Here is a 17,978-nt window from a genome sequence, read left to right as displayed (position 1 = left end):
TCAGAGCCCCGGGCGGGGCGCCTGCAGCCAATGCCGCAGCGCCGCTGTCGTCGCCTCCGGCGCTTCCAGCGGCGGCAGGTGGCCGGCCTCCTCGATCACCTCGAGCCAGGCCTGCTGCATCAGTTCGGCCATGAAACTATGGCGTTTGACCGGTGCCAGCCGGTCATGGGCGCCGCAGAGGATCAGCGTCGGCACCTTGAACTTGCGCAGGGTGCTCTGCTGGTCTCGGCGGCGCTGCAGGGCGCGGGACTGACGGACGAAAACCTCCGGCCCAAGATCCGCGGCCATGCTTGCGATCTGCCCCAGCACCGCCATGCGCCCGGGCCCTGGCGCCAGCGCCTCGGGCGGCAGCGCTTCGCGCATCACATCCTCCAGCCGGCCCGCCCGGGCCCGCACGATCAAGGGCTCACGCGCCGCGGCCTCCGCCGGGGTTTCGGCCAACGGGTTGGTGCCCATCAGGCACAGCCGCGCCACCCGGTCGGGCACCCGTCGCAGGATTTCCATCGCCACGATCCCGCCCAGCCCCAGCCCGGCGAGCGCGAAGCGCTGCGGCAACTGATCGATCAGGTTCGAGGCGATTTCCTCCACCCGCTCGCCCTGCGTCACCGGCGCGATCATGACCGCGCGTTCACGAGACAAGCTGTTGATCTGCGGCGCAAAAACCCTTGCGTCGCCCATCAAGCCCGGCAACAGGACCAATGGCTCAGCCATCACAACCCCTTTGTTCGCGCAACGCATTCTGCCTGATCGATTTGGATCCGTATCCCCCAGCGCAGCACACAACCGGGAGTGGACGACCACTGGCTCCACCATGCGGATTTCCGCCGCTGCGGGCAACCCGATATGGCGCGGCTTTTCGCGCCATCGCCGATTTCGCGGCGGTCGACCGGTCCGCCGAAGGAGAGGGTCCCGGCGGCGGCGCGGCAGGTTACCCGGCGGCGGTCAGGATATCCTCGATCGCGGCTTCGATCAGCCCCAGGCAGGGGCCGTCGGAGAACCGGTGATCGGCGTCTTTCACCAGGGTCAGCCGCATGTCGTCGCAGCTTGCATGATCCAGCAGCCGCAATGCGGTTTCGGTGGAAACCGCCGTGTCGGCGGTGCCCTGAAGGCAGCGCACCGGAAACGGCAGCGGCAGCGGATCGCGCAGCACCAGACGGCTGCGGCCATCTTCGATCATCCGGCGGGAAATGCGGTAGGGTTCCATATAGTCCGAGGGCACCTCGACATAGCCGTCGGCCTCCAGCCGGGCCTTCTGTGCCGGGGTGAAACTGGCCCAATAGCCGTCCTCGGTGAAATCCGGGGCCGCGGCGACCAGCACCAGCCCCAGCAGCCGCTCCGGCACGGTGCGGGCCAGAAGCAGCGACTGCCAGCCGCCCATGGAGGATCCGACGGCGATGATCGGCCCCTCTGTCAGCGCGGCGACCGCGGCCATCGTATCCTCGTGCCAGTCGCCGATGCAGCCGTCCTCAAATATCCCGCTGCTCTCGCCATGGCCGGAGTAATCGAACCGCAGAAAGGCCTGCCCCCGGGCCCGGGCCCAGGACTCCAGATGGGTGGCCTTGGTGCCCTCCATGTCGGATTTCAGCCCGCCGAGAAAGACCACCCAGGGCCCCTGCCCTTCGGTCCGGTGATAGGCAAGCTTGCGGCCCTGCGGTGTTTCGAGAAAAGTGGTTGCTGGCATGCGCATCTCCTTGAACTTGTAAAAGATCATGCCGACAGCGACGGCGGGCCGCAATGCGCAATACGGCCCGCGTGAGATCAAGGGCTTAGCGCCCGCTCATGATGATGCGATAGCGCAGCTGGTCGAAAATCACCGCGAGGATCAGCAGCACGCCCAGCAGCACCATCTGCATGTAGGAGCTGACCTGCGCCAGGTTCATACCGTTCTGCACCAGGACGATGAAGAAGGCCCCCAGCACCACGTTTTCCACCCGTCCGATCCCACCGCGCAGCGACACGCCGGCGATCACACAGGCGGCGATGGATTCCAGCGCGATGGAGCCGCCCATGTTCGCCTCGCCCGATTCCACCCGGGCGGTGAGCAGCAGGCCGGTCAGCGAGGCGATCAGCGCGCAGACCATATATGCCAACATCAAGGTCCGCTTGGTGTTGATCGCCGACAGATGCGCCGCCTTGATATTGCCGCCGACCGCATAGATCTGGGTGCCCAACCGGGTGCGCGACATGAAGATCCACATCACCACGATGCAAATCAGCGCGATCAGCACCGGCACCGGTATCCCCCAGAGCCGCCCGAAGCCGAAAGTGTCGGCGAATTCGAACGGCAGGCCGGAGACCGGCACACCGCCGGTGAGGAACAGCGCCAGCCCGGCGCCGACCGACGAGACGCCGAGCGTCATGATGAAGGGGGAGACGTCGAAATAGGCGACGCCGAGGCCGTTCACCATGCCCACCAGCAGCGCCGCAGCAAAGCCCGCGAAGGCGCCGAGGAGGATCGCCAGCCAGATCGCATCCGGGAAGATGCCGGCGAAGAACACCATGGCCGAAGCCGAGACCACCGAAGTCAGCGCAATGGCCGTGCCCACCGACAGATCGAAGCCGCCGGAGATCAGCACCAGCATCTGCCCCATCGACACCAGCACCAGATAGACCGATTGCCGTGCCACGTTCACCAGGTTCTGCCCGGTCAGGAATTTCGACGACAGCGCGGTGAAGATCACCAGCGCCGCCAGCAGGAAGAACGGCAGAACGCCCACCTTGACGAAGACGCGCCTGATCAGACCGCCCGCGCCGGTTTTGTTGCTTTGCTCGCTCATGCCTTGGCTCCGCTCTCATCGAAGAAATGTTTCAGGACCAGATCCTCCACCATCTCGTCCCCGCTCAGTTCGGCCGAGATCCGGCCATGCGCCAGCACCAGCATCCGGTGCGACAGGTTCAGGACTTCGGGCAGGTCGGAGGAGATCACCACCACCGCCTTGCCGGCCTCGGCCAGTTGCTGGATCAGCCGGTAGAGCGCCGAGCGTGTGCCCATATCGACGCCGACCGTCGGCTCGTCGAAGACATAGATGTCGGCCTCCTGGCCGAAGCATTTGCCGAACAGCACCTTCTGCTGGTTGCCGCCCGACAACTGCGACACCAGCTTTGGCCGGTAACCGTCATTAAGTTCGACATAATCCGCGATCCGATCGCTCTCCGCGCGGATCGTCTTCCAATTGATGAAGCCCGCCTTCGACACGCCCTTGCCGCCCATCACCAGATTGAGCGCGAGGTTATCGTTCGAGGTCTTCGCGAGGTCGAGCCCCTCCGCCTTGCGGTCGGGGGAGAGATAATACATCCCAGCCCTGAGGATCGCCCGGGTCGGGGCGCCGGTGATGTCCGCGCCCTTCAGCGTGACCCTGCCGCCGAGCCGGGGCGCCAGCCCCATCATCGCGCGAAAGAGCCGCGACTTGCCCGAGCCCACCAGACCCGCGATCCCCAGCACCTCGCCGGCGCGGATTTCCAGCGAAGCATCGGTGACGCCCGGCGTCGACAGCCCCTCCGCCGTCACCAGAACCTCGCCCGGGGTATGGGCGATCTGCGGGTAAATCTCGGTGATGGCGCGACCGGTCATCATCTCGACCAGCGCGTGTTCGTCGGTCTCGGCCATCGCCACGGTGCCGATCTTGGCACCGTCGCGCAGCACCGTCACCCGGTCGGCGATGCGCTGGAATTCCTGGATGCGGTGCGAAATATAGATGATCCCCACCCCGCGCGCCTTCAGCGACGCGATAAAGCCGAACAGGTGATCGACCTCGCGATCGGTCAGCGAGGCGGTCGGTTCATCGAGGATCAGCACCGAAAGATCGCCGTGAAACGCCTTGGTGATCTCGACCATCTGCTGCTGTGCCCGCGACAGCGACGCGGTGATCGCGGTCGGGTCGATGGGAAAGTCCAGTTCTTCGAACATCTCTCGGGCGCGACGGCGCATCGCACGATGATCGACGAAGGGGCCTTTCATCGGCTCCCAGCCCAGAAAGATATTCTCGGCCACGGTGAGGGTCGGGATCAGCGAGAATTCCTGAAACACCGTGTAGATGCCGGCCCGCTGCGCATCGGCGACCGAGGCGAAGGTCATCGTCTCCCCGTTCAGCGTCAGGCTGCCCTCGCTCGGGCTGTTGGCGCCGGCGAGCATCGAAATCAGCGTCGATTTGCCGGCCCCGTTCTCACCGAAGAGCACATGAACCTCGCCCTTCTCAAGATCGAAATCCACCCCGTTCAAGGCCAGCACACCGGGATAGCGCTTGGTCAGGCCGCGTGTTTCCACCAGCTTTGTTGATTGCATCTCCGCCTCCGGAAGGAATGCGGGCCGGACAGGATCGCCCGGCCCGCGGTATCGGCTCAGGTCGCGGGTCTTAGTCGACCGTGAAGACCGGCTTGAACCCATCCGGCGGCAGGATGTTTCCACGCGGGACATCGTTGATGTTCGACGGATCGACGACGAAGATCTTCGGACCCACATGTTTCATGTAGTCCTTGCCTTCCAGCACACGCACCGCCTGATCCATGGCGATCCGGCCCTGGATGACCATCGAGTCTGCCGGCGCGGCCAGGATGAAACCGCGTTTGATGCCGGTGTAGACGCCCGGGGTCATGTAGAAGGCCAGCAGATCGACCTTGCCCTTGAGCCCGCGCTCGCGGATCAGGCCCTGAGCGGCTTCGGCGGTCACCGCGGTGCCGGCCAGATAGCGGACATCGGGGTTGGCCTGCAGCACGTCCTCGACCAGCTTGAGCTGGGCTTCCTTGCCGGTGTCGCCATAGCGGGGTTCCAGCACCTCGACGGCCGAGCCCTTGACGGCTTCCATGAAACCCTCGTTGGCGGCCTCGACCCAGCCCGCGCCTGCCGGTCCGGGGAACCAGCCGACCTTGACCGGCTCGGAGCCGGCGGGGTGTTTTTCGGCCAGGTACTTGCCAGTCTCAAAACCCATGGTCTTGAAGGAAACCAGCGACTTGGCGGCGATGTCGGGCGAGGACATGCCATTGATGACGTCGATCACCGGGATCCCCTTGCCGGCGACCTCTTTGACGACGCTGTTCAGCCCCTCATAGGAGATCGCGCCAATCACCACGGCGTCGGCACCGCTGGACACGCAGTCCTCGATCTGGCTGATCTGCTTGTTCAGCTCGGTGTAGCCCCCGGCTTCGACCAGGTTCATCTTGACGCCAAGCCGCGCGGCTTCATCGGCGACACCATAGTCGACCCCCAGCCAATAGGCGTCTTTCATATGCGGGAAGGACACGCAGATGTTCCAGGGCTTCTCGGCCTTGGCAAGCGGCGTGTAGGTGACGTCGCTGACTTTGCCGTCGGCGGCGAAAGCCGGGGTCACCTGTTCGGCCGGATAGGGGAACCAGTCCGCCGCGAAGGCGCTGGCGGGGATGACGGTCGCCAGCGCCAGGGCTGCGGCAGTCTTCAGGGTGAGCTTCATTGTTCTGACCTCCTTGTCAGTTACACATTTCAAAGCGGCGAGCCGCGATTTGGGTTTATTGTCCGGCTCTTAGACGAGCTCTTTTCGGATTTTCTCGATCAGGGCCTTGCGGTCGGCACGCGCCTGCAGGGCCTCGTCCATCTCGACCTTGATGAATTTCACCGATGTATTGGGCTGCAGCTGCCCGATCAGATCCATGTCCGCCGAGATCACCGCGCCCAGGGTGAAGTAGCCACCGCCCGACACCGCGTCGCGATGCAGCACGATGGGTTCCGAACCGCCCGGCACCTGGATGGAGCCGTAGGAATAGCAGCCATCGACGATGTTCGAGGGATCAGCCCCGGCGCCGAAAGGCTGCTCGCGCTCGACGAATTCCATCGGCAGGCCGCCACGGAACCGATAACCCATGCGGTCTGCCTCGGGCGCGACGGTCCAGGTGTCGTTGAAGAAGGCCTCGCCCGACTTCTCGGTCAGACGATACCAGTAGAGACCGGTCAGCACCCGCAGTTCGGCCGGGTTGCCCGGACCGCGGCGCAGGTCGGCCGGGACAGTGCGCCCCTCTTCCACCAGCGCGCCCTCGCCCACCGGCACCTCGTCGCCGGCGGCGATGTTACGGCCATGGAAGCCGCCCAATGCGCCGATCGGATAGGTCGAACGGCTGCCCAGTGCCGGTTCGGTGGCGATACCACCGGAGACGGCGATATAGATCCGCGCACCCGACTTCAGGAACCCGAAGCTCAGCGTCTGACCCGCCTCGACGGTGAAGCTGGTCCAGCTCTCTTTCGGCTCTCCATCGACCAGGATCGGCATCTCGCCACCGGTGATGGCGACGCTGGCCGCCTTGTCGAAGGTGATCTCGGGGCCCATGAACACCGCTTCGAGACAGGCGGCGTCTTCGGGGTTGCCAACCAGAAGGTTCGCCGCGCGCAGGGCCAGACGATCCATCGCGCCGCCTTCGGGAATGCCGAGGTGAAAATAGCCGGGACGGCCCAGATCCTGGATCGAGGTGGCGAGCCCGGGTTTGACAATCTTAAGCGTCATTGAGCGCCTCCATCAGCTTGGCGTTGAAGCCGGTCATATCGGCGTTGAAGGCGTCGAGATCGAAGTCGACCTCGGCGATGCGGGGGGTGTAGCTGCCCTGCTCCACCTCTTTGAGGATGCGATCGTATTCGGCCTGGTCGATCGGCTTCCATTTCACGATGTCGCCCGGCTTGAAGAACACCATGAAGTCCTTGAGGTAGGAGACTTCCTGTTCCGGGTCGAAGATCGGCATGGGGGTGATGCCGAACATCTGATAGCCGCCGGCGCCTCGCACCGAATAGATGCAGGAGAAGCAGCCGCCATAGCCGACCGTCTGTTTCGGCGTGTCGGTGCGCGGGCGCAGGTATTTCGGCACCTCGAGCTGCTTGTCGCGATCCACCAGCTGATAGAGGAACGGCAGACCCGCGACGAAGCCCACCATGGACACGAACCAGGGCTGGGAGTGAAACGCCTCGATAAAGGCCTCGACACTGTCGTAGCCGTTGATCCGGGCGGCGTAATCGAGATCGGAGCCGCTGGGGTCCTGATGCCGCTCGCGGAAGCGCATTAGCGTCTCATGCGTCCAGGGGTCCTGGAAGAACACCGGGATTTCGATGATCCGGGTGGAGAGCCGCTTCTCGGCGGTTTCCGCCTTGTGCTCCAGCTCCTTGATCCGCTCCATCATATCGGCCGGCGCGATCACATCGGGGTCGAACCGCACCTCGAAGGATGCGTTGGCAGGGCAGATCTCGGTCACGCCGGGGATATTGGCCTCGCGCACCGCGTTGCTCATCGACAAAGAGATGAAGAACGCGTCCAGCGACATTTCCTCATCCACTTCGACGTAGATGTGTTCGTCGCCGCCGTAAGAATATCGTGTCTTCACGAAACACCTCCTGTTGTTGCTTTTGTCAGATTGCCGGCCGCCAGCCAGGGTTCGAGCCACTGGGTATGGAAATCGCCGGCGCGAACGCCGGGATCGGCCGCCAGCGCCTTGTGCAGCGGCGCGGTGGTCTTCAGCCCTTCGAGGCTCAGCTCCTCCAGCGCGGCGGCAAGCTTGTCGATCGCCTCGGCGCGGGTCGGCGCATGGACGATCAGCTTGCCCAGCAGCGAGTCGTAGAAGGGCGGGATCTGATAGCCCTCGTAGAGGAAGTGATCGAAGCGCACCCCCTCGCCCGCGGGCAGGGTCATGGCGCCGACCTTGCCCGGCCAGGGCATGAATTGCATCAACGGGTCTTCGGCGTTGATCCGCACCTCGATGGCGTGGCCGGTGCAGGCGATATCCGCCTGCGTCAGGCTCAGCTTCTCACCGCCGCAGACCTTGATCATCTCCTGCACCAGATCGACGCCGGTGATCATCTCGGTCACCGGATGCTCCACCTGGATGCGGGTGTTCATCTCGATGAAGTAGAACTCGTTACGGTCGCTGTCGTAGAGATATTCCAGCGTCCCCGCCCCGCGATAGTTCACCGCCTGGGCCAGCGCGACCGCCGAGGCACAGAGCGTCTCGCGCGTCTCGTCGTCGAGACAGACCGCACCGGCCTCTTCCCAGACCTTCTGCCGCCGCCGTTGCAGCGAGCATTCGCGTTCGTAGCAGTGGATCGCGGTTTCGCCGTCGCCGAGGACTTGCACCTCGATATGGCGGGGGTTCTGCACCGCGCGCTCCAGATAGAGCCCGCCGTCGCCGAAAGCGGCCTGCGCCTCTTGCTGGGCCTGCGGCGCCAGCTTGCGCAGCTCGGCCTCATCGGCGGCGATACGGATGCCGCGGCCTCCACCGCCGGCGGCCGCCTTGATCATCACCGGATAGCCGACGGTCTTGGCAACCTCTGCGGCCTCGTCGACGGTGCCGATCCGGCCCTTGGAGCCCGGCACCACCGGCACGCCTGCGGCCTCGGCGGCCTGACGCGCGGCGACCTTGTCGCCCATCCGCTCGATGGTTTCGGCAGAGGGGCCGACATAGGCGATCCCGGCCTCGGCCAGCGCCCGGGCAAAGGCCGGGCTTTCCGACAGGAACCCGTATCCCGGATGCACTGCGTCGGCATGCGTCTGCTTCGCCGCTGCCACGACCTTGGCGATATCCAGATAGGAGTCCTTCGAGGGGGCCGGCCCGATGCAGACCGCTTCGTCCGCGAGCTTGACGGCCAGCATATCGGCGTCGCCCTCGGAATAGGCCTGAATGGTGTGAATGCCCAGCTCCCGCGCGGCCCGAATGATCCGGACCGCGATCTCCCCCCGGTTAGCGATGAAAAGACGGCTGATGGTCATCGGTCAGTCGTCCAGCTCCGCCAGAACCGCACCGGCCATCACCGGCGTCTCGTTCTCGGCCACGTAGCCGGCGAAAGTGCCCGCCGCTTCGGCCTTGACCTCGATGAAGGTCTTCATCACCTCGATCAGCCCGATCACGTCGTCCACGGCCACCGCGTCGCCCTTGGCCTTATAGGCGGGCTCTTCCGGCGAGGGTTTGTGATAGAAGGTTCCGGGCAGGGGGGATTGGATTTGTGCCATTATCTTGCTCTCCTGTTGGGCCGATTTCGGGTCAGGCCATGTTTTCAAGAACCGTCGCGGCGGGCGCGATGGTGATACCGTTGTCTTGCAGCGTCTTGCGGATCGCCCGGCCGTTCTCCAGCGCGCCGGGCGTGTCGGAGTGGAAGCAGATCGATTCAAACTCGATCGCCACATCCTTGCCGGTCACCGTGCGCACGACACCCTCCTGACAGGCGCGCAGGCACTTGTCGGCAATCGCCTGCGGATCGGTGCGGGCCACCTGGCGGGCGAAGACGATCGAACCGCTGTCGTCATAATCGCGGTCGGCATAGAATTCGCGCACCACCCGCTGCCCCATACGCTTGGCGATCTCATAGGTCTTGGAGACGCCCATGCAGAACAGGATCGCATCGCCGCAGGTCTTGCTGAGGGTGTCGACCAGATGCTGCGACAGTTCCTCGTTCACCGCGGCTTCCATATAGAGCGCGCCGTGCGGCTTGATGTGCTGAAGCTGGACCCCGTAGCGGCGGCCGAACTCTCGGATCGCACCGATCTGATAGACGATGTCGTTGACCAGCTCTTCGGAGGAGGTGCGGATATAGCGGCGGCCGAAGCCCTGCAGGTCGCGGTACCCTGGATGCGCGCCGACCCCGACGCCATGCTGCTGCGCCAGCTTGATCACGCGGTCCATCGTACTGGGATCGCCTGCATGAAACCCGGCCGCAATATTGGCCGAGCTGATTAGCTCCATCAGGTCCTCGTCCGGTGCCTCCCCCAGGGTCCAGTGGCCGAAGCCCTCGCCCATATCACAGTTCAGATCGATGATGCCACGCATGGTCTCGCCTCTGTTAGTCTTCGAGAGGCATCTTCCCTTTCCTTCCGCACATAAGTAAAATTCTAAATGCCGCAGATGCAAATTCGGAAAATCCGATACCACCACGACAGGCCACCCCGCGAAACCCCTTGAGAAAGCGTCGATTTTCCCCAGGAGTTCAGCACAAATCACAAGGGTATCTGAAAATCAGATATCTTGACCGCAGGAAATCGGATATCCGACCATGATGAACATTCGACACCTCAAGTATTTCGTGGCCACGGCTGAATCGGGTCAGGTCAGCCGCGCCGCGAACCTGCTGGCGATCTCGCAATCCTCGGTCACCGGGGCGATCCGCGATCTTGAGGCAGAGCTGGGCACCGACCTGTTCCTGCGCTCCTCCCACGGGATGGAACTGACCGAGGCGGGACGAGAATTCCTCGCCTCGGCGCGGGAGATTCTGCTGAAGCTGGAAGAAGCCACCAAGCTCACCCGCCGGCATTCCACCGTCACCGGCGTGATCTCTCTCGCCGCGACCTATACGGTCATCGGCTATTTCCTGCCCTACCACCTGGACCGGCTGAAGCATCTCTATCCCGGGCTGGAAATCCGGCTGAGCGAACTGAACCGCGAAAGCATCGAAGAGGGACTGCTGTCGAACCGCTTCGACATGGCCGTGCTGCTGACCTCGAACATCAACAACCCCGAACTGGAAAGTGAGACGCTGCTGAAGTCGACCCGGCGGCTCTGGGTGCCCTACAATCACCCCTTCCAGCGCCGCGGCAAGGCCAGTTTCGAGGAGATCGCGCAGGAGGATTACATCATGCTGACGGTCGACGAGGCCGCCCATACGACGATGAAATACTGGAGCCTGACCAGCTTTCAGCCGCAGGTGAAGCTGCGCACCTCCTCGGTCGAGGCGGTGCGGTCGATGGTGGCGAACGGTCAGGGGGTGACGATGCTGTCGGACATGGTCTATCGCCCCTGGTCGCTGGAGGGCAAACGCATCGGCACGATCACCACCGACAAGGAAATCCCGTCGATGGATGTGGGTCTTGCCTGGCGACGGGGCCTCGAATTCTCGCGCCCCGTCTCGGTCCTCGTGGACTATTTCAAACAGTGCTACGCCCTGCCCCAAACACCGTTTTCGCTGGCACGGGGCTGAGCGGTCAGGGCTTCAGCAGCACCTTGCCGGACTTGCCCGGCGCCAGCGAGGCGCGCACCGCGTCGCCGATCCGGTCGAGCGGAAAGATCGCCTCGACCGGCAGCTGCACCGCGCCGGACATCACCAGCCGCAGCAGTTCGCCGAACAGCTGGTTGCGGGTATCGGGCGGCATGGCGGCACTGACCTTGGCACCCCAGAACCCCTTGACCACCGCCTGCTTGAAGATCAGATCGCCCGAGGAGATCTGCATCGGCTCGCCGGTCATGGTGCCGAAGGAGACCAGAAGCCCGTCATCGCCCAGCAACGACAGCAGATCGCCGCTGGCGGTGCCGCCGAGGGAATCGACCGCCGCCCGGATCGGCGCGTCGCCGGCCAGCGCCCGCACCTGCGTCTTCCAGCCCTCGGCCGCGGTGGAGACCGCATTGCCGATCCCCAGCGCCTCAAGCTCGCCAATGCCGGCGTCGCGACGCACCAGGTTGATCGCATTGATGCCGCGCGCCTTGCCCAGCATGGCGACCGCCTTGCCGACCATGCCATTGGCGGTGTTCTGGACGATCCAGTCGCCTTCCTTGACCTCAAGGAATTCCAGCAGCGTCAGGGCGCTGAACGGCATGGCGATCAGCTGCGCCGCCGCCTCATCGGCAATCGCCTCGGGCAGCGGCACCAGCCCCTTGGCGGAGACGGCGAAATATTCCGCCCAGGTGCCATGCGCACCGGCAACGGCAACCCGCTGCCCCAGGGCCACGCCCTCGACCCCGTCGCCCAACGCATCGATGATGCCGACGGCTTCGGAGCCGCCGATGGCCGGAAGCTCGGGTTTGTAGCCGTACTGGCCGCGCACGGTCCAAAGATCGTGGTTGTGGATCGGCGACAGGATGGTTTTGATCCGCACCTGACCGGCGGCAGGCTCCGGCAGGGGCGCATCGACGGGGGCCAGAACCTCGGCCGGATCGCCGAAAGTCGCATGAGTTGCAGTCCGCATAGTGGTATTCCTTGGCGTCAGGCAGAAGTCACGTGCAGGCGCACGTCGATATTGTCGCGGGTGGCGTTGGAATAGGGGCAAACCTGATGCGTCGCGGCGACCAGCTTCTGCGCCTCCGCCTCAGCCAGACCCGGCACGTCGATGTAGATATCCAGATCCAGCTTGTAGCCGCCCTCCGGCGTCTGGCCGATACCGACCTCGACCGAGGTTTTGCTGCCACTGGCGTCCAGCCCCAGCTGTTTCGCCACCACCGCCATGGCGCTGTCGAAACAGGCGGCATAGCCCAGCGCAAAGAGCTGTTCGGGATTGGGGCCGGACTTGCCCGAACCGGGCATCGCCAGATCGAAGCCCAGGCTGCCGTCATCCAGTTCGGTATGGCCGGAGCGGCCGCCGGTGGCGGTGGCCCGGGTCTTGTAGAAGATCTTCATGATCGTCCTCCTGAAAAATTGGGGGTCGCGGCCTGCGGTCCGGGGCAGACCAGCAGCGCCTCGGTCGCGGTAAAGGCCTGCTGCATCGCGGTTCGGTCGCGGCTGAGCTTGGTCAAGAGCGCCGCCCCCAGCCACATCTGATAGAGCATCTGCGCCAGCGCCTGCGGTGGTGCCCCGGCGGGCAGCGATCCGTCGGCGCGGGCCTCAGCGATCATCCCTGCGATCCGCGCCACCAGCGCGGCGACACCGTCGTTCAGCACCCGGCGCATGTCTTCGGACAGATCGGCAACCTCGGCGGCCAGTTTCACCACCAGGCAATCCTCGGCCCAGCCGCGCGCCGGGTCCTCCGGCCCTGCCAGCCAGGCCGACCAGTAGCGCATCAGCCGGATGCGGCCATCCGGCAAATCGGCAGCCAGCAACTGATCCATCTGCGCCAGATAACCCTCGACATAGCGCTGGAGCAGGGCACAGCCGAAGGCCTCCTTCGACGGGAAGTAGTAATAGAACGAGCCCTTCGGCACGCCGGAGGCCTTCAGGATCTCCTGCAGGCCGACGCCGACAAAGCCCTTCTGCAGCACCAGCATCTGGCCCCGGTCAAGGATGGATTGGCGAGTCGCCTCGGCTTTCTCGGATCTGCTCATGCGCCGTGACCTAATCATTAATAGACCGGTCGTCTAGTTACTTTTCCGTGACCACCCCGAACAAGCCAACGGCCCCCGCGCATTGCGGAGGCCGTCCCCTGTGACCCAGCCAAAGCCCCCGAGCCCGCTCGGGAGCCCGGTTATTTCCAATAGGTCTTGTCCATCGGTGCGGTCGCGCCCCAGATCCCCACCGGCACATCCATCAGATCGCTCTTGCGCGCAGTGCGCACCGGCACCTCGTTGAGGTAATAGATCGGCAGATCGGCGACGACGATCTGCTGGAACTCCTTGTAAAGCGCCTTGCGCTTCTCCGGATCGGTCTCCACCGCCGCCTGTTCCAACAGCTCATCCACCCGCGGGTTGGAATATTGCTGGGTATTCGACCAGATCACCCCCTTGCGGATATTCGACGACAGATAGGTGCGATTCACCCCCAACACCGGATCGCCGGTGTTGAAGACCACATCCTCAGTCAGGTCGAAATCGTAATTCGCCACCCGCTGCGCCCAGGTCGGAAAATCGGGGGCGACGCGCACTTCAATGCCGATGCCGATCTTCTTCAGCTGTGAACGCAGGTATTCCGCGATGTTGCGCCCCAGTTCCTCCTGCCCCGGAATGAAATCCATCGTCAGGGAGAACCGCAGCCCGTCGGCGCCCGGGGCGAAGCCGGCCGCGTCCAGCAGCGCGCGGGATTTGTCCAGATCGAGCCCGTAGCGCTCCACCTCATCGGTGTAGAAGGGCGAACCCGGAGCGATCGGCCCCGTCGCCTCCGGCGCCTGCCCCTGCATCAGCGCCTTGAGGATGAAATTGCGGTCGATGCCATAGGCGATGGCCTGGCGCACCCGCAGATCGTTCAGCGGCGGTTTCTGCGTGTTGAAGGCGATCCAGTTCAACGGCCCGTTCGCCTCGCCGCCACGGGTGTCGATGACGATCCCGTCATAGCCTGCCATCCGCTTGATATCGCGGGGCGCACTAAGGAAGGGCACCATGTCCAGATCGCCGTTCTTGGTCGACAGCACCATGCTGCTCGGTTCGGAAAACAGCTGGATCAGGATCTCGTCCAGATGCGGCCGGCCTTCGATGAAGAACCGGTCGAATTTCTTCAGCTTGATATACTGGCTCTGCTTGTACTCGACGAATTCGAAGGGGCCGGAGCCCACCGGCGCCATATTCGCCGGGTGGGTCTTGATATCCCCCTCGCCATAGATGTGCTTGGGCAGGATCGGCATCAGGTTCGGCGACATCGACAGCAGCAGCGCCGGATGCGGCTGCGACAAATGCAGGATCACGGTCAGCGGATCGGGGGTCTCCACCGTCTCCACCGGCGCCAGCATGGTGCGGAACGGGTGATTGGCCTTGATGATCCCGATGGAGAACTTGACGTCCTCCGATGTCACCGGCGTACCGTCGTGAAACAGCGCGTTATCCACCAGATGCAGGGTCACGCTCAGCCCGTCGTCGCTGACCTCCCAGCTCTTGGCCAGATAGGGCTGCGGTGTCCAATCGTCGTCATAGCGCAGCGGGCTGGCGAAGATCTGGGTGGCGGGCAGCGCGGTGGCGATCCCGGTCTGGATCGCCATGTTGAAATGGCGCGGCACGTTGAGCGAGCCGATCACCAGCGTGCCGCCATCATCGGGGCCGGCCATGGCCGGCAGACCCGAAAGCCCGCTGAGCGCGAGACCCGCGGCAAGGGCAAGGGCGGTGGGGAATTTCATCTTCAGTCTCTCCTGTCGGGGCTGCGGACCGGTGCGCCCGGTCCTGCGGTTCTGATCTGTCGGCGCCGGTCGCGACCAAAGGGCAGGCCCGGTTCGATGCGCCGGCAGGAAAACCATGGGCGGCAAGAGATTATCTGTAAAATCGCTATTTTGTATTCATTTAACGATTTTTCCGATGTTGGTCGCATCGCCCTCCCCTCCCTGCACGGGCCGTCCGGCGATCCGTGGGGTCAAGCGGTCAGCGATGGTGCCGCGTGGCGCGGCGCGGGCCGTCCGGCGTGATCATGGTCCAGGCGAACCGCCCCTGGGCGTGGGCCATCCGGTGATCCAGCAGCCCCCGGGTCATCTCCAAAAGCAGGGGCTGTGCCTCCGGACGGGCGGCGATATTCTCCGCCTCCCCTGCCCCGTCGCGGTCGAACAGCAACGGCGGCAGCCCGCCGTTCAGATGCACCAGCGTATACCGCCCGTGCCGCAGGATGCAGAGGTTCGCCCGGTCGGCGCCAAGCCCCAGCGCCTGCTGCCCCGGCGTCGGCCGCAGCGGATCACCGAAGTCCAGCTCGGAATAGCTGCTGTCGCGCCAGCCTTCCGGCGTTGCACCATCGAGGAAGGGCGCCAGGCTGCGCCCGTCCATCGTATCGGGGATGTCGATGCCCAGCAGATCCAGGATCGTCGGTGCCACGTCGGTGGATTCGGTGGCCAGCGTCACCGCCGTGCCGAAGCCCTGCGGATGATCCGGATCGCGCACGATCAGCGGCACGTGATAGGCCGCCTCGTGATAGGTCATCTTGCCCCAGAGCCCGTAGTCCCCCAGCAACTCACCATGATCGGCGGTGACGATCAGCAGCGTCTCGTCATACTGGCCGCTCTGTTTCAGCTGGGTCAGGATGCGGCCGATGTGATGATCCACCTCGGTTGCCAGCCCCAGATAGATCGCCCGCAGCATCGCCACGGCCTCCGCCGTCGGCTGCAGATCGGGAAAGCCCACCACGTTGCGCGCGATCGCCTGCGCCGCCCGTGCCGGGGCGTTGATCGGGTGATCCCCCGCCGCCCCCGATACCGTCGCCGCCGGCGGCAGGCTGGCGGGATCGTACATGCGGTTGTAGGGCGCCGGCGCCACCAGCGGCGGATGCGGCCGGATATAGGTGACATGGGCGCACCAGCCGGCGGGCCGTACCGCCAGTTCGGCCAGCACCCGGTCGGTCAGAAAGGCGGTATCGCTGTCCTCCGCCCGATAGAGCGCCGGGTCGTCGGGGCGGTCGCCCAAGGGCCGGAAGATCTCCGCCCCCTCCGGCACCTGATAGCCGCGCGCCGCCAGATGCGCCCGCCAGGGCCAGCTTTCCTCCAGTCGCATCTCCAGCGCCTCGTCAAAACCGGTCATCACCTCTTCGTAAGAGGCCAGCGCCGGATCGCGCGGATCGCGGCCACGCGGATCGACGGAGCTGTCGGTATAGCCATAGAGCAGCGGCCGATAACCTCCCCGGCGCAGTTCCGTCGCCAGAGTGGGGGTATCGGCCGGCAGCGGCGTACCATTGCGCACCGCCCGGTGGTTCATCGCATATTGCCCGGTCAGGATCGAGGCGCGCGACGGCCCACATGGGTTGGTCACCGAATAATGGCGCCGGAAGCTGACCGCATCGCCCATCAGGCTGCGCAGGTTCGGCAGCTCCACATGATCGGCCAGCGCCCCGTGCAGGCAATCGGCGCGGAACTGGTCGATCACCACGAAAAGCAGATTGCGACGTGCGGTCATGCTGACGCTCCTGAGACCGGGAAACGGGCCCCGCGCCGGCCGAGGCCGCCGCAGGTGCTGATATGGGGATCAGCCGCGATGACGCGCGGCGCGCGGCTCGATCGGGCGCACCAGCGGCTGGCTCCGTTCCAGCACCTCGCCGGCGGCCAGCAGCATGTTTTCGGCAAACCGCGCCGACAGAAGCTGCACCCCGGTGGGCAGCCCATCGACCTCTCCCATCGGCACCGAGAAGCCCGGCAGCCCCAGGATCGGCGGCATGAAGGCCGGCGCCAGCTCGGTCAGATAGGTCCGGCCGGTCACCTCGGGCTGCATCTCGTGCCGGGTCGGATAGGGCCGGCGCCAGGACGGTGCCGTCAGCACGATGGGATGGGTGGCGAACAGCAGCTGCCATTGGCGCAGCACCGTGCTGCGGCTGGCGAAGGCTGCCATGAAGCCGTCGCGATCCAGCGGCTCGGCGATCTCGACCATCAGGTCGACCAGCCGGTTCACCCGTGCATCGCCCAGCTTGCGGATGGTGGGCAGCGATCCGCTCATCATCTCATTGCCCAGAAGCGTCTGCCAGAGATCCGCCGCCATCAGGAGCGAGGGGGTCTCTACCTCCTCGACGGTATAGCCGGCCTCAGACAGCGCCCGCGCGGCGCGGTCGATGGCATCGATCACCTCCGGGTCGGCCTCGCAGCCCTCGGGCTCCCGGATAACCGCCACCTTGCAGGGGCGCGCCACATAGGCCGGATCAATGGCCGGCATCGCCACCTGCAGCGGGTCGCGCGGATCCCACAGGCTCAGCGCCCGCAGCCCGAGACGGACATCCCGGACGCAGCGCGCCAGCGGCCCCTGGACCGAGGCAACCTGCGACACCACCATCCGCTCGCCCGAGGACGAGGGGTTGTGACAGGGCAGAATCCCCGCCGTCGGCCGCAGCCCGAAAACCCCGTTTACATAGGCCGGCAGCCGGATCGAACCGCCGATATCGCTGCCATGGGCCAAGGCACCGATGCCGGCGGCCACCGCCGCGCCCGCCCCGCCCGAGGACCCCGCCGGGGTGGTCTCCGGATCGTAGGGGTTCATCGTCGGCCCGAAGAGGTCGTTATCGGTGAAGAAGCTCATCGAGAAGGCCGGCGTGTTGGTCCGCCCGATGATCACCGCCCCGTTCCGGCGCAGCGACCGCACGGCAGAGCCGTCCTCGGGCGCGATCAGATCGGCGAAGGCGACGACGCCGTTGGCGGTGGCGCGGCCCTTGTAGTCGGCGTTCATCTTGGTGGTGACCGGCACCCCATGCAGCAGCCCCAGCGCCTCGCCCCGGGCGCGGGCGGCATCGGCGGCGCGGGCGTCTTGCAGCGCCTGATCCGGCAGCGCGTCGACCACCGCGTTCAGCGCCGGGTTCACCGCCTCCATCCGGGCAAGCGCGGCTTCCGTCGCCTCAACGCTGGAAACATCGCCCACTGCAATGGCCGTGGCCAGCTCGGCGGCGGTCCAGCTCCAGAGCTCTTTTGTCATCGCCATATCTCCCGGGCGGTCTGTTGTCGTGAAGTGGAAAAGGGCCCCGGCAATCGCGG

The 17,978-nt window shown here is 65.2% G+C and carries 17 protein-coding genes; 1 reads left to right on the top strand and 16 read right to left on the bottom strand.

All coding sequences use genetic code 11. The annotated features are described in order from the left end of the window. The 10 genes from QO033_RS00180 to QO033_RS00135 form a co-directional block, all read right to left on the bottom strand. Nucleotides 1-711: an alpha/beta fold hydrolase gene (locus tag QO033_RS00180; protein ID WP_284478893.1), complete on the bottom strand. Its 711-nt coding sequence runs from the start codon at nt 709-711 to the stop codon at nt 1-3. 217 nt (nt 712-928) lie between these two features. Beyond that, entirely contained in the window at nt 929-1,681 is a 753-nt protein-coding gene (locus QO033_RS00175; protein WP_284478892.1) for an alpha/beta hydrolase, read from the bottom strand. A gap of 85 nt (nt 1,682-1,766) precedes the next feature. Continuing rightward, nucleotides 1,767-2,777, bottom strand: a complete 1,011-nt coding sequence (locus QO033_RS00170; protein ID WP_284478891.1) for an ABC transporter permease — start codon at nt 2,775-2,777, stop codon at nt 1,767-1,769. Further along, complete coding sequence (locus QO033_RS00165; protein WP_284478890.1) at nt 2,774-4,282, bottom strand: sugar ABC transporter ATP-binding protein; 1,509 nt, start codon at nt 4,280-4,282, stop codon at nt 2,774-2,776. Before QO033_RS00165 ends, QO033_RS00170 begins: the two co-directional genes overlap by 4 nt. Before the next feature lie 70 nt (nt 4,283-4,352). Beyond that, nucleotides 4,353-5,423, bottom strand: coding sequence for a TMAO reductase system periplasmic protein TorT (torT, locus tag QO033_RS00160; protein ID WP_284478889.1), 1,071 nt, complete (start codon nt 5,421-5,423; stop codon nt 4,353-4,355). 69 nt (nt 5,424-5,492) lie between these two features. Further along, entirely contained in the window at nt 5,493-6,464 is a 972-nt protein-coding gene (locus tag QO033_RS00155) for a 5-oxoprolinase subunit C family protein (protein WP_284478888.1), read from the bottom strand. Next, nucleotides 6,454-7,329: a 5-oxoprolinase subunit B family protein gene (locus tag QO033_RS00150; protein WP_284478887.1), complete on the bottom strand. Its 876-nt coding sequence runs from the start codon at nt 7,327-7,329 to the stop codon at nt 6,454-6,456. The genes QO033_RS00155 and QO033_RS00150 overlap by 11 nt, the downstream gene beginning before the upstream one ends. Then, nucleotides 7,326-8,708 (bottom strand): acetyl-CoA carboxylase biotin carboxylase subunit, encoded by a 1,383-nt coding sequence (locus QO033_RS00145; RefSeq protein WP_284478886.1) that lies wholly within the window; start codon nt 8,706-8,708, stop codon nt 7,326-7,328. Before QO033_RS00145 ends, QO033_RS00150 begins: the two co-directional genes overlap by 4 nt. Before the next feature lie 3 nt (nt 8,709-8,711). Beyond that, nucleotides 8,712-8,948 (bottom strand): acetyl-CoA carboxylase, encoded by a 237-nt coding sequence (locus tag QO033_RS00140; RefSeq protein ID WP_284478885.1) that lies wholly within the window; start codon nt 8,946-8,948, stop codon nt 8,712-8,714. 31 nt (nt 8,949-8,979) lie between these two features. Next, on the bottom strand, nt 8,980-9,762 hold the full coding sequence (locus QO033_RS00135; RefSeq protein WP_284478884.1) for a 5-oxoprolinase subunit PxpA: 783 nt from the start codon (nt 9,760-9,762) through the stop codon (nt 8,980-8,982). A 223-nt stretch (nt 9,763-9,985) separates the two neighbouring features. On the opposite strand from QO033_RS00135, the gene QO033_RS00130 reads away from it, so the two are divergent. Further along, a complete protein-coding gene (locus QO033_RS00130) occupies nt 9,986-10,906 on the top strand; it encodes a LysR family transcriptional regulator (protein ID WP_284478883.1) in 921 nt (306 codons plus the stop codon). A 4-nt stretch (nt 10,907-10,910) separates the two neighbouring features. On the opposite strand, the gene QO033_RS00125 is transcribed toward QO033_RS00130, so the two are convergent. The 6 genes from QO033_RS00125 to QO033_RS00100 all read right to left on the bottom strand — a co-directional run bounded on the left by QO033_RS00125 (nt 10,911) and on the right by QO033_RS00100 (nt 17,919). Next, on the bottom strand, nt 10,911-11,888 hold the full coding sequence (locus QO033_RS00125; protein WP_284478882.1) for a zinc-binding dehydrogenase: 978 nt from the start codon (nt 11,886-11,888) through the stop codon (nt 10,911-10,913). Between the two features lie 17 nt (nt 11,889-11,905). Next, nucleotides 11,906-12,316 (bottom strand): organic hydroperoxide resistance protein, encoded by a 411-nt coding sequence (locus tag QO033_RS00120; RefSeq protein WP_284478881.1) that lies wholly within the window; start codon nt 12,314-12,316, stop codon nt 11,906-11,908. Beyond that, the gene (locus QO033_RS00115; RefSeq protein WP_284478880.1) at nt 12,313-12,957 is read right to left on the bottom strand and encodes a TetR/AcrR family transcriptional regulator; all 645 of its coding nucleotides are present in this window, start codon (nt 12,955-12,957) and stop codon (nt 12,313-12,315) included. The genes QO033_RS00120 and QO033_RS00115 overlap by 4 nt, the downstream gene beginning before the upstream one ends. Nucleotides 12,958-13,097: 140 nt before the next feature. Continuing rightward, nucleotides 13,098-14,672, bottom strand: coding sequence for an ABC transporter substrate-binding protein (locus QO033_RS00110; protein ID WP_284478879.1), 1,575 nt, complete (start codon nt 14,670-14,672; stop codon nt 13,098-13,100). 238 nt (nt 14,673-14,910) lie between these two features. After that, the gene (locus QO033_RS00105; RefSeq protein ID WP_284478878.1) at nt 14,911-16,422 is read right to left on the bottom strand and encodes a sulfatase-like hydrolase/transferase; all 1,512 of its coding nucleotides are present in this window, start codon (nt 16,420-16,422) and stop codon (nt 14,911-14,913) included. A gap of 69 nt (nt 16,423-16,491) precedes the next feature. Beyond that, the gene (locus QO033_RS00100; protein WP_284478877.1) at nt 16,492-17,919 is read right to left on the bottom strand and encodes an amidase; all 1,428 of its coding nucleotides are present in this window, start codon (nt 17,917-17,919) and stop codon (nt 16,492-16,494) included. Between the last annotated feature and the right edge of the window lie 59 nt (nt 17,920-17,978).

The sequence above is a fragment of the Pseudodonghicola flavimaris genome, assembly GCF_030164425.1.
In the GTDB taxonomy this organism is placed as follows: Bacteria; Pseudomonadota; Alphaproteobacteria; order Rhodobacterales; family Rhodobacteraceae; genus Pseudodonghicola; species Pseudodonghicola flavimaris.
The sequence above is the reverse complement of the archived record's forward strand: the minus strand, read 5'-3'. Positions and strand labels throughout refer to the sequence as shown.

What these genes read in the sequence shown, in the direction of transcription:
- QO033_RS00165 (WP_284478890.1), bottom strand. Translation starts at nt 4,282, where the DNA reads ATGCAATCAACAAAGCTGGTGGAAACACGCGGCCTGACCAAGCGCTAT.
- QO033_RS00135 (WP_284478884.1), bottom strand. Translation starts at nt 9,762, where the DNA reads ATGCGTGGCATCATCGATCTGAACTGTGATATGGGCGAGGGCTTCGGC.
- QO033_RS00120 (WP_284478881.1), bottom strand. Translation starts at nt 12,316, where the DNA reads ATGAAGATCTTCTACAAGACCCGGGCCACCGCCACCGGCGGCCGCTCC.
- QO033_RS00110 (WP_284478879.1), bottom strand. Translation starts at nt 14,672, where the DNA reads ATGAAATTCCCCACCGCCCTTGCCCTTGCCGCGGGTCTCGCGCTCAGC.
- QO033_RS00125 (WP_284478882.1), bottom strand. Translation starts at nt 11,888, where the DNA reads ATGCGGACTGCAACTCATGCGACTTTCGGCGATCCGGCCGAGGTTCTG.
- QO033_RS00175 (WP_284478892.1), bottom strand. Translation starts at nt 1,681, where the DNA reads ATGCCAGCAACCACTTTTCTCGAAACACCGCAGGGCCGCAAGCTTGCC.
- QO033_RS00105 (WP_284478878.1), bottom strand. Translation starts at nt 16,422, where the DNA reads ATGACCGCACGTCGCAATCTGCTTTTCGTGGTGATCGACCAGTTCCGC.
- QO033_RS00145 (WP_284478886.1), bottom strand. Translation starts at nt 8,708, where the DNA reads ATGACCATCAGCCGTCTTTTCATCGCTAACCGGGGGGAGATCGCGGTC.
- QO033_RS00100 (WP_284478877.1), bottom strand. Translation starts at nt 17,919, where the DNA reads ATGACAAAAGAGCTCTGGAGCTGGACCGCCGCCGAGCTGGCCACGGCC.
- QO033_RS00130 (WP_284478883.1), top strand. Translation starts at nt 9,986, where the DNA reads ATGATGAACATTCGACACCTCAAGTATTTCGTGGCCACGGCTGAATCG.
- QO033_RS00180 (WP_284478893.1), bottom strand. Translation starts at nt 711, where the DNA reads ATGGCTGAGCCATTGGTCCTGTTGCCGGGCTTGATGGGCGACGCAAGG.
- torT (WP_284478889.1), bottom strand. Translation starts at nt 5,423, where the DNA reads ATGAAGCTCACCCTGAAGACTGCCGCAGCCCTGGCGCTGGCGACCGTC.
- QO033_RS00140 (WP_284478885.1), bottom strand. Translation starts at nt 8,948, where the DNA reads ATGGCACAAATCCAATCCCCCCTGCCCGGAACCTTCTATCACAAACCC.
- QO033_RS00115 (WP_284478880.1), bottom strand. Translation starts at nt 12,957, where the DNA reads ATGAGCAGATCCGAGAAAGCCGAGGCGACTCGCCAATCCATCCTTGAC.
- QO033_RS00170 (WP_284478891.1), bottom strand. Translation starts at nt 2,777, where the DNA reads ATGAGCGAGCAAAGCAACAAAACCGGCGCGGGCGGTCTGATCAGGCGC.
- QO033_RS00155 (WP_284478888.1), bottom strand. Translation starts at nt 6,464, where the DNA reads ATGACGCTTAAGATTGTCAAACCCGGGCTCGCCACCTCGATCCAGGAT.